Genomic DNA, 10,183 nt, shown 5'->3' with positions numbered 1-10,183 from the left:
GGTCGGGGCCGGGTCGCGCGAAGATGCGGTCAACAGTCTGAATGCAATTGCGGTACAGGGCGATCTGCCCGAGATCTACCGTGCCATCGCAAGCTTCAAAGCCTTACTGCTGCAAAGCGACACCTTGCCCGCAACTGACCGTCGGCAACAGTTCGAAGCGCTTGCGGCGCCGGGTGCTCCGTTGCGTCTGCTTGCGGAAGAACAGCTGGCTCTGATTGACGTGTCCGAAGGCAATGTCGAGGCGGCACTGGATCGTTTGCAGGCGCTGCGGCAGGATGCTGAAGTCGGCATTGACCTGCAGCAGCGCGCAGCGCAATTGATTGTCGCGCTGGGGGGTGAACCAGAACCCCTGGTGGCTCAACAAGGCTGATCGGGCGGTGAAAAAAGACATATTTGACAGGCGAGTTCGGAATACCATGGTAACTAGACTATTCTCCCGCGTGGGACTGCCGGTCGCGGCGCTGGCTCTGACCGCCCTGGCCGCCTGTGAAGAACCCGAGGCCATTCTGCCCGGTGAGCGCGAAGACATCCGACCCTTGTCTGATTTGGAGACGGAGGAAAAACGCGGATCTGAGCCGATCAGTCTGCCGTCGCAGCAGGCCAATGCCAGCTGGTCGCAAAGCCCGGGAACGCCAGCCTATAGGACAACAAATGCCGCTCTGCGCGCGACGCCGCAGCGGATCTGGTCCACTTCGATCGGGCAGGGTGACTCGCGCAAGCAACGTATCACCGCCGAGCCGGTCGTAGCAGGAGGGCTGATCTATACCCTGGATGCCGGAGCAATCGTTTCAGCCGTAACGCCTCAGGGTCAGGTTGCCTGGAAGACGGATCTGATCCCCGCAAGTGACGGGGATTCCGATGCTACGGGCGGCGGCATGGCCTATGCCGACGGTGTTCTGTACGTCTCGTCCGGCTATGGTCGCCTGACCGCGCTTGACGCAAAAACAGGTGCCGTGCGGTGGCAGAAACGCTTGCAAGCCACCGGCAGCGGTGCACCGCTTGTCAACGACGGTCTGCTCTATTTGGTGGCCGGGGATGAAACCGGATGGACCGTTGCAACCAAGGATGGCCGTATCGCGTGGCAAATCGAAGGCACGCCCAGCGTCGGTAACGTGCTTGGTGCACCTGCGCCTGTGATCGCCTCGGATCTGGCGGTATTTGCTTTTGGTTCGGGCGATGTGGCCGCGACGTTCCGTCGGGGTGGCATTCGCCGTTGGAACGCGTCGGTGGCCGGTGGGCGCCGGGGGCGGGCCGCTGCGCAAATCGTGGATGTGACCGGCGGTCCTATGGTGTCCGGTGACACGATTTACATCGGCAACCATTCGGGCCGGACTGTCGCTTTTGACGTTGCAACAGGCGAACGTCGTTGGACAGCTGACGAAGGGGCCGTGGACGCCGTATGGCCCGCCGGCAACAGCATTTTCCTGATCAGTGACCGCAGCCAGTTGGTACGTCTGAACGCGGCAGATGGCTCTGTCGTATGGGCGCAGGATCTTCCGGGCTTTGTAAAAGACAAACGTGGCCGTCGTGGTCCGATCTTTGCCCATTACGGTCCAATCCTTGCCGGTGGTCGTATTGTGATTGCATCCAACGACGGATATCTGCGGTTCTTCAATCCGGTCGATGGAACGCTGGTACATCAGGTCGAAGTACCCGGAGGTGCGACAACAGCGCCGGTTGTTGCGGGTCAAACTCTGTATGTCGTTTCGACCAAGGGTGATCTACACGCTTTCCGTTGACGGAAAGATGCGCTAAAGGGCGCATCTTGAGTCTTGAAAGTTGAGTATCATGTCGCTGACCCTCGCCATCGTGGGGCGCCCGAATGTGGGCAAATCCACTCTGTTCAATCGCCTTGTGGGCAAACGCCTGGCCCTGGTCGACGACCAACCCGGCGTGACACGTGACCTGCGCGAAGGCGAAGGGCGTCTGGGTGATCTGCGCTTTACCGTGATCGACACGGCAGGTCTTGAGGACGCAACCGATGACAGCCTTCAAGGCCGGATGCGCCGCCTGACCGAGCGCGCGGTGGATATGGCCGATGTGTGCCTGTTCATGATCGATGCGCGCACAGGGCTGACCCCAACGGACGAGATGTTCGCTGAGATTCTGCGCAAGCGCTCGAAGCATGTGATTTTGGCGGCCAACAAAGCCGAAGGTTCAGCTGCTGATGCGGGTGTTCTGGAAGCCTACAATCTGGGTCTGGGTGAACCCGTGCGCCTGTCTGGTGAGCATGGCGAGGGCATGACGGACCTTTACGCCCAGCTCATGCCTCTGGCCGACGCGGCCGAAGAAACACAGGCCGAAGAAGCCCCGGAAACCGATATCGAACTGGATGAAGAGGGCGAGGGCGAGACGCCTCTGATCACCGCTGCCAAGCCGTTGCAAGTGGCCGTTGTCGGGCGGCCCAACGCGGGCAAGTCGACGTTGATCAACAAGATCATCGGTGAAGATCGCCTGCTGACCGGACCTGAGGCCGGAATCACCCGCGATGCCATAAGTCTGCGGATTGACTGGGCCGATCCGGATGGTGACAGCACGCCCATGCGCATTTTCGATACAGCGGGGATGCGTAAAAAGGCGAAGGTTCAGGAAAAGCTGGAAAAGCTCTCGGTGTCCGACGGTCTGCGCGCCGTGAAATTCGCCGAGGTTGTCGTGGTCTTGCTGGACGCTGCCATTCCGTTTGAACAACAGGACCTGCGCATTGCCGATCTGGCCGAGCGCGAGGGCCGGGCCGTTGTCGTCGCAGTCAACAAATGGGACGTTGAAGAGAACAAGCAGGAAAAACTGCGTGAACTCAAAGAGTCCTTTGACCGTCTGCTGCCGCAATTGCGTGGCGCGCCTTTGATCACTGTGTCTGCCAAGACTGGCCGAGGGCTCGAAAGACTGCGCGCGGCGATCCTGCGTGCCCATGACATCTGGAACCGCCGGGTGCCGACCGCCGCACTGAACCGCTGGCTGACTGCGATGCTGGAACAGCACCCGCCTCCAGCGCCGCAAGGGCGTCGGATCAAGCTGCGCTACATGACACAGGCCAAAACGCGCCCGCCAGGCTTTGTTGTCATGTGCTCGCACCCCGACAAGATGCCAGCCAGTTACACGCGCTATCTGGTCAACGGATTGCGTGAAGATTTCGACATGCCGGGCACACCGATCCGCCTGACACTGCGGGGGCAGGGGGACAAGAACCCTTACAAAGGACGCCGCAAGAAAAACGCGGGCGCCCTTGCCAAGCATCTGAAGGGGCGCGCGTAACTGCGCCAATTTTCAGCATTTTCGGCGCAAGGAGGTGACAGCGCCCTTTCTGCGCGCTAGCATTCGTTTGCGTGCATCTGTTTTCGTGCGCGTGGCTTGCACCTGTTCAATCAGGTCATATTTTTAGTTCAAATTTAACCGGGCCATCGTGGGAGAGGGCTGGATGGATCTGAGGGAATATACGCGGCAATACGCTGTTCAGGACAACAGGCTGGCAGCGCTGAGCTATTTTGGAACTTTCGCGGTGTATTTTGCATCGCTGGCGTTGGCGATCGGATATGTGGATCGCTTGTATGTCATGGTGCCGGCGGGTGTGGTTTTTGCGTTCTCGGCGGTGCGGCTTTATGTGCTGCAACATGATTGCGGCCATCATTCGCTGTTCGAGACACGCCAACAGAATGAATGGGCCGGGCATGGGCTGTCTCCGTTTACCTTTGCGCCATTTGAGGTGATGAAGCAGAACCACAACCTGCACCACGCGGGGATCGGTAATCTTGAACATCGCGAGACGGGCGAAATTCACACGATGACCCTGCGCGAATGGAACGAGGCCGATTGGAGCAAACGCCTTTTCTATCGGCTTTACCGCAACCCGTTCATCCTGGTGCCGGTGGGGGCATTGTTCACCTATTTCATTCGGTATCGCTGGCCTAAGAACACCATGCGGTTCGGGCTGAAAGGCGTGTTGCTGCACAACCTTTCGATCGTTGTTTTTCTGGGGCTGCTTTATTTGATTGCCGGCAGTACCGGCATTCTGGTCTGGCTTGTATTCTCGCTTTTGGGTGGGATGCTGGGTGTGTTCCTTGTTTATCTTCAGCATAACTTCGAGGACACCTACTGGGATCGTCGCCCTGATCTGGACCCTCAGCTTGCGGCGCTGCAAGGCTCGTCCGCGCTCGACTTTGGCTGGTGGTTCGATACGGCTGTGGCCTGCATCACCTTGCACGACATTCACCACTTCAACGCACGCATCCCGTCTTATCGACTGCGTGCGTGCCATTACAATCTGCCGCCCGAGTTTACACCGCGTCGGATCAAGTTCCCCGAGGCGGTCGCGGCGCTGAACCTCAAGCTTTGGGATGAGGATGCCAAACGTTTGGTGCCGTTTCCCAAGAAAGGGCGCACGGCGGACTTGGCCCATAGTTGAACAAAGCCTCGCGGTTTGGTGCCGTGGCTTGAAGTCACGTATATCTTGTGTATATACGTTGATGCAGGGAGAAAGAGAAAGGATCCGGAATGACCGCAGTGACCGATGTAAAAGGTGTGGGGGAAGCGCTTGCTACTGCTTTGTCCGCAAACGGCTTTAAGACAGCTGAGGCGATTGCCAAGGCCAAGCCCGAAGGTCTGGTCAAGGTTCCCCGGATTGGTCTGGCGCGCGCTGCGGTGCTTATAGCTGCGGCGAAAGAGGCTACGACTTCAAAACCCGCTGCCGCTAAACCTGCTGCGCGCCGAGCGCCAGCCCGTAAATCTGCTGCTCAAAAGCCTGCGGTGCGTAAGCCTGCGGTGCGACGTCCGGCCGCCCGCAAGACCGTTGCAGCCGCCGCCGCCGAGAAACGCGCCGAAGAAGCGGCAAAGAAGGCAGCTGAGGAAATAGTGGCCGCTGAAGCCGCCGAGGCAAAGGCCCGCAAAAAGGCCAAGGCCAAAGCGAAGGCTGAGAAAGCTGCCAAGAAACGGGCCGAAATGGAAGCTGCGTTTTCCAAGGCCAAGGACAAGGTGAAAGCCAAGTCCAAAAAAGGCAAGAAGTCCAAGAAGGACGACAAAAAGAAAGACGCCGGGAAAAAGGGCGACAAGAAAGACGGTAAGCAGAAAGATAAGAAAAAGGATAAGAAGAAGGCGAAGAAATAAACCTTCTTCGCCTTTCCATCTTTTTTGACCGGTGCCCTGTCGGGTGCCGGTTTTCTTATGTCAGCGTGCCGTTCAGTTGCAGCGTCAGTTTACCACCCAGATAGGGGCTTAAAACTTCGGGCAGGGTCACAGTGCCATCCGCGTTCTGACCGTTTTCCAGCACAGCAATCAGGCAGCGCCCAACTGCCAAACCCGAACCGTTCAGCGTATGAACGTATTCCGGTTTTCCACCACCCTCGGGGCGGAAACGGGCGTTCATGCGGCGGGCCTGGAAATCGCCACAGGTCGAGACCGAGCTGATCTCGCGATAGGTGTTCTGACCAGGCAGCCATGCTTCGATGTCGAAGGTGCGACGCGCGCCAAAACCCATGTCACCGGTACACAGGATGACGGTGCGGTAGGGGATGCCAAGCTTTTCCAGAATGCCTTCGGCGCAGCGCAGCATACGCTTTTGTTCTTCATCAGATTTGTCCGGATGCGTGACCGACACCATCTCGACCTTTTCAAACTGGTGCTGACGCAGCATCCCGCGTGTGTCTTTTCCAGCCGATCCGGCCTCGGACCTGAAGCACAAGGAATGTGCGGTATAGCGGCGGGGCAGGTAGCTTTCCTCGATCATAGTGTCGTTGACGATATTGGTCAGCGACACCTCGGATGTCGGGATCAGCCACCAGCCTTCGCGGGTCTGATAACTGTCTTCGCCGAATTTCGGCAGTTGACCAGTGCCATGCATCATTTCAGACAGAACCAGTACCGGGCCATTCACCTCGGTCAGCTCGTTCTCGTTGATATGCGTGTCCAGCATGAACTGCGCCAGTGCGCGATGGATGCGAGCAACACCGCCGGACAGCAGCACAAAGCGCGATCCAGAGAGTTTCGCGGCGGTCTCAAAGTCCATTCCGCTTTGTACGGATTCGATTTCGAAATGCTCTTTAGGCGCAAAATCTAACTCTGGCGGTGTGCCCCAGCGGTTGATCTCGACATTGTCGTTCTCATCCGCCCCTTCTGGCACATCTTCGGCGGGCAGGTTGGCGATACGGATCAGCTGATCGGTCAGCAGCGCGTCCAGGTCTTTCGCTTCGGTCTGCATCCGTGCCACTTCGGCCTTTTTCTCGGCCACCAAGGCGCGCAGACGCTCGAACTCTGCTTCGTCGCCACGACCTTTGGCCGCACCGACCTCTTTGCTGGCTTTGTTCTGTTCAGCTTGCGCGGTCTCGGCGGCCAGAATCTTGGCGCGACGACTTTCGTCCAGCCTTAACAAATCTGACGACACCGGCGCGTCCCCACGGCGCGCAAGGGCGGCGTCGAAGGCGGCAGGGTTTTCGCGAATGGCGCGGATGTCGTGCATGTCTCAGATCCTTAAATGCGTGAATCACTGGAACCGCTTATGCACCATCTGTCGGGCGGGGTGTAGCACCGGTTACGACTTATCGTCCCCGTCGTGGATTTCATGCGCCAAGTGCCCATCCCATTCCTCAGCCGGGATTTTTGGTTCCGGCGGGTCGGCCATGTAGGAAGGCGTCATGATCTGCACGTTGTTTTCGTTGAACACGGCGACAATGTTGCGATGCAGGTCCGAGCGGATTTTTGGAATGATACTGCCGCGCGTTGTGTAGCCGTTGATCTGATAGTTGATCGCGTAATCGGCCAGTGCAGTCCACAACACAAATGGTTCAGGCTTGGCCTTGACCCCTCTTGTGCGGTTGGCAGCCTCGATCAGCATCGCCTCGACCTTCTCGGGCGGCTCTTCGTAACCGATGCCGACTGTGGTGTGCAGCAACAGCCCGCTGCCATCCGTCTTTTTCGAGAAATTCACCACGTCTGAATTCATCAGCTGCGCATTCGGGATCGAGATTAACTCGTTTTTGATCGACTTCAGATGCGTTTCCATAAGCTTGATCTGAACCACGTCTCCGATGTGATCACCGATTTGAATGCGGTCGCCGATTGAGGTGGACCTTCGGTAGATTACGAACAATCCCGCCAGCATGTTGGACACGACCGAGTTGGCTCCCAGCGACAGCATCGCACCGACCAGAATGGTCAGGCCCTGAAACGCCGCTGAATCCGAACCGGGGATGTAGGGAACTGCAAAAACCAGCGCGATCAGAATGACGACGACACGGGCGATGTTGAACGTCGGGTTTACCCAATGCTTTTCAAAATCGCCCATTTCGAAAGAGCCTGCTTCGACCGCATCGAAGAACACACGCATGCCCTTGATTACGTACATCGTGACCCATGTGATCAGGCCCAACATGATCATGTTGGGAATGTAGCTGAGGATGCCCTTGAAGATCAGAAGGACAGGCTCTGTCAGATAAGTAAGAAGAAGCTGCGCGAAATAGCGGGTTTCGGCAAAAGCCAACAGCACAAACGACAGATAGTAGTAGAAACCCAGAAAGAAGATCACCAGCAGAACAAAGTTCAGCCCGTACCGGACCAGAGCGGCGATGGCCTCGGCCTGAACGCTTTTCGCGGTGGCGGTTTCCACATCCCTTAAATACCGCTTTACCAACTTCAGAGTGCGCCGCCTGATCCGCCGATGAAGCCAAAGGATAAGCAACACGAAGACGACAAATCCTATGGTCCATCCGGCGGCCTCAATCGCACCTGACACGCGTGCCTGTTCCGTGCGATTGGAACGATAGTTGAGGATGGCTTCCTCGATCGCCTGACCATGAAGGAAGCTAAGAACATCCAGCTCCATCTGGTCCAGCTCTGCATCTGCGACAGTCACAATTGAAACGATTTCGCCGTCGGCACGGATGCGAATACCCAAATCGGTGTCCTCAAACGAGATATCAACCGCAGGGTTTTCCGAGGATTCGGCTACCTCGATGATCTTGTTTTGAACACTTTCTGCACGTTCTGGCGCGGGTAGGGCACTGGAACCGCGCAGGAAAAACAACATGTCGCCGTCCACGATGACGGGCGCTTTGAAATTGTCTGATTCTTCTGACTCGGGATCGGGTGTTTCGGCTGGTGTTTCCTGGGCCTTTAGTGGTGCTGTCATACACAGGATAAAGGTCAGCACGGACAGCAAAAGCGTCAAAGATTGGAAAGGCTTGTAACGAACTCTCATTGTCCCCCCTGATGCTTGACTATAGCCAAATAGAGACACCTGCATAGGACATATCTGCAACGTTTGGGCGGTTCTTATGCCGGCATTATCAGGTTCGGGTGGGACACATCACCGCCTTTGCTTGCAAACACGCATTTCAAAGCATAGGTTCCGGCAAAATTTGCGGAACAGTGCCGCAAGGTCTGAACAAAGGAATATCCCATGGAAGGTGGCGCAATCGCCCAGTTTCTCCCGCTGATCCTGATTTTCGCGATCATGTATTTCCTGCTGATCCGTCCGCAGCAGAAGAAAATGAAAGAACACCAGGCCATGGTCGAAGCCGTGCGCCGGGGTGATCAGGTGATCACTCAGGGTGGGGTGATTGGCAAAGTTTCCAAGGTCAAGGAAGGCGAGAACGAGATCGAGGTCGAGATCGCCGAGGGCGTCAAGATCCGCGTGGTCAAGTCGACCATCGCTCAGGTTCTGAACAAGACCGAACCTGCGAAGTAACTTCGCTCGACAATCCCTTGAAAAGGCAGGGTAATGCTGCAAATTGACACCTGGAAGCGGGTTCTGATCTGGCTGGTCTGTGTGACCGGTTTGCTCATGGCCCTGCCAAACGCATTCTATACGCGGGTCGAACAATCCAACGATGCAAAAGTTGCCATTGAATTGGGCAACGACACGCCCGAGTTGCAAGCTCAGGCTGCGGAATGGCCCACATGGCTGCCGTCATCATTGGTCAACCTAGGTCTGGATCTGCGCGGTGGGGCGCATCTTTTGGCTGAAGTCCGGGTGCAGGACGTTTACGAATCCCGGATGGAGGCCATGTGGCCCGAAATCCGGGATGCCCTGCGTGACGAACGTGCGACGGTGGGCACAATCCGCCGTCAGGACTCGGCCCCGGATGAGATTCGTGTGCGGATCAGCCAGCCAGAAGGGATGTCCCGAGCACTGGAAGTGGTGCGCGGACTGGCGCGTCAGGTGCAAACGCTGACCGGGGTCGGAGCCACGGATATTGAGGCCCGCGCTGACGGCGACACTATCGTGGTTCAGCTGTCCGATGCGGAAAAGCTGGCGTCGGACGATCGGACGGTGCGTCAGTCGCTTGAAATCATACGCCGCCGGATTGACGAGGTGGGCACCCGCGAACCCACCATTCAGCGCCAGGGTGCGGATCGTATTCTGATCCAGGTGCCGGGTATCGGCAGTGCCGGAGAGTTGAAGGACATCATAGGCACAACGGCTCAGCTGACCTTCAATCCAGTTGTAAATCGGGTCACCGACCCGGATGCCAGCGTGGGCGTTGGCGACGAAATTGTTCCTTCGCTCGACGCAAGTGGCGAGTATTACATCATCGAGTCTGCCCCGGTTGTGACGGGTGAGGAATTGGTGGATGCACAGCCCTCGTTTGACCAAAACGGTCGCCCTGCCGTCAGCTTCCGGTTCAACACCTCGGGTGCGCGCAAGTTCGGCGATTATACCCGCGACAATATCGGCGCACCTTTTGCGATTGTGCTGGATGACGAGGTGATTTCTGCCCCTGTGATTCAAAGCCATATCCCCGGCGGATCCGGCATCATCACCGGCAACTTCAGCGTTGAGGAAAGCACCAACCTGGCCATCCTGCTTAGGGCCGGTGCATTGCCTGCCGGGCTGGAGTTCCTGGAAGAGCGCACAATCGGTCCCGAGCTGGGGCAAGACAGTATTGACGCAGGCAAGGTTGCAACAATTGTGGCCTTTGCGGCGGTGCTGGTTTTCATGGGCCTCAGCTATGGGCTGTTTGGCATCTTCGCCAACATCGCCCTAATCATCAACGTGGGCTTGCTGTTTGGTTTGCTGTCCCTGATCGGAGCCACGCTGACCCTTCCCGGTATCGCCGGTATCGTTCTGACGGTCGGCATGGCCGTGGATGCCAATGTGCTGATCTTTGAGCGGATCCGAGAGGAACTGAAATCTGCCAAAGGCCCGGCGCGGGCGATTGAGCTGGGTTATGAAAAGGCGCTGTCGGCCATTCTGGAC

8 protein-coding genes and 1 pseudogene are annotated in these 10,183 nt (G+C 57.5%); 7 read left to right on the top strand and 2 right to left on the bottom strand.

Features of this window, described 5'->3' with window-relative positions; all coding sequences use genetic code 11:
• The 5 genes and pseudogenes from AC2FNU_RS21600 to AC2FNU_RS21580 all read left to right on the top strand — a co-directional run.
• A pseudogene (locus AC2FNU_RS21600) lies at positions 1–370 on the top strand (hypothetical protein); the annotation flags it as partial.
• Positions 371–416: 46 nt separating this feature from the next.
• Positions 417–1,739, top strand: coding sequence for a PQQ-like beta-propeller repeat protein (locus AC2FNU_RS21595; protein ID WP_496792339.1), 1,323 nt, complete (start codon positions 417–419; stop codon positions 1,737–1,739).
• Between the two features lie 49 nt (positions 1,740–1,788).
• Positions 1,789–3,252, top strand: a complete 1,464-nt coding sequence (der, locus tag AC2FNU_RS21590) for a ribosome biogenesis GTPase Der (RefSeq protein WP_496792338.1) — start codon at positions 1,789–1,791, stop codon at positions 3,250–3,252.
• Between the two features lie 163 nt (positions 3,253–3,415).
• Positions 3,416–4,399, top strand: a complete 984-nt coding sequence (locus tag AC2FNU_RS21585; protein ID WP_496792337.1) for a fatty acid desaturase — start codon at positions 3,416–3,418, stop codon at positions 4,397–4,399.
• 89 nt (positions 4,400–4,488) lie between these two features.
• Positions 4,489–5,097, top strand: a complete 609-nt coding sequence (locus tag AC2FNU_RS21580; protein WP_496792334.1) for a helix-hairpin-helix domain-containing protein — start codon at positions 4,489–4,491, stop codon at positions 5,095–5,097.
• Between the two features lie 55 nt (positions 5,098–5,152).
• Here the strand turns inward: AC2FNU_RS21580 and serS are convergent, their stop codons facing one another.
• Together serS and AC2FNU_RS21570 are read right to left on the bottom strand one after the other, a co-directional pair.
• Positions 5,153–6,445, bottom strand: a complete 1,293-nt coding sequence (gene serS / locus AC2FNU_RS21575) for a serine--tRNA ligase (RefSeq protein ID WP_496792331.1) — start codon at positions 6,443–6,445, stop codon at positions 5,153–5,155.
• Positions 6,446–6,517: 72 nt separating this feature from the next.
• Positions 6,518–8,182: a mechanosensitive ion channel family protein gene (locus AC2FNU_RS21570; protein WP_496792329.1), complete on the bottom strand. Its 1,665-nt coding sequence runs from the start codon at positions 8,180–8,182 to the stop codon at positions 6,518–6,520.
• A gap of 201 nt (positions 8,183–8,383) precedes the next feature.
• Between AC2FNU_RS21570 and yajC the strand changes: the two genes are divergently transcribed.
• Together yajC and secD are read left to right on the top strand one after the other, a co-directional pair.
• The gene (gene yajC, locus AC2FNU_RS21565; protein WP_171090782.1) at positions 8,384–8,671 is read left to right on the top strand and encodes a preprotein translocase subunit YajC; all 288 of its coding nucleotides are present in this window, start codon (positions 8,384–8,386) and stop codon (positions 8,669–8,671) included.
• Between the two features lie 33 nt (positions 8,672–8,704).
• The coding region (gene secD / locus AC2FNU_RS21560) for a protein translocase subunit SecD (RefSeq protein WP_496792327.1) at positions 8,705–10,183 on the top strand (1,479 nt) is incomplete at its 3' end.

Source organism: Ruegeria sp. BHSB064, from assembly GCF_059613205.1.
Note: the sequence above shows the minus strand (reverse complement) of the source record. Positions and strands in the feature narration are given on the sequence as shown.

Bases quoted from the DNA above. Each gene is read 5' to 3' on its own strand.
- serS (WP_496792331.1), bottom strand. From the start codon at position 6,445: ATGCACGACATCCGCGCCATTCGCGAAAACCCTGCCGCCTTCGACGCC.
- AC2FNU_RS21595 (WP_496792339.1), top strand. From the start codon at position 417: ATGGTAACTAGACTATTCTCCCGCGTGGGACTGCCGGTCGCGGCGCTG.
- AC2FNU_RS21580 (WP_496792334.1), top strand. From the start codon at position 4,489: ATGACCGCAGTGACCGATGTAAAAGGTGTGGGGGAAGCGCTTGCTACT.
- yajC (WP_171090782.1), top strand. From the start codon at position 8,384: ATGGAAGGTGGCGCAATCGCCCAGTTTCTCCCGCTGATCCTGATTTTC.
- AC2FNU_RS21585 (WP_496792337.1), top strand. From the start codon at position 3,416: ATGGATCTGAGGGAATATACGCGGCAATACGCTGTTCAGGACAACAGG.
- AC2FNU_RS21570 (WP_496792329.1), bottom strand. From the start codon at position 8,182: ATGAGAGTTCGTTACAAGCCTTTCCAATCTTTGACGCTTTTGCTGTCC.
- der (WP_496792338.1), top strand. From the start codon at position 1,789: ATGTCGCTGACCCTCGCCATCGTGGGGCGCCCGAATGTGGGCAAATCC.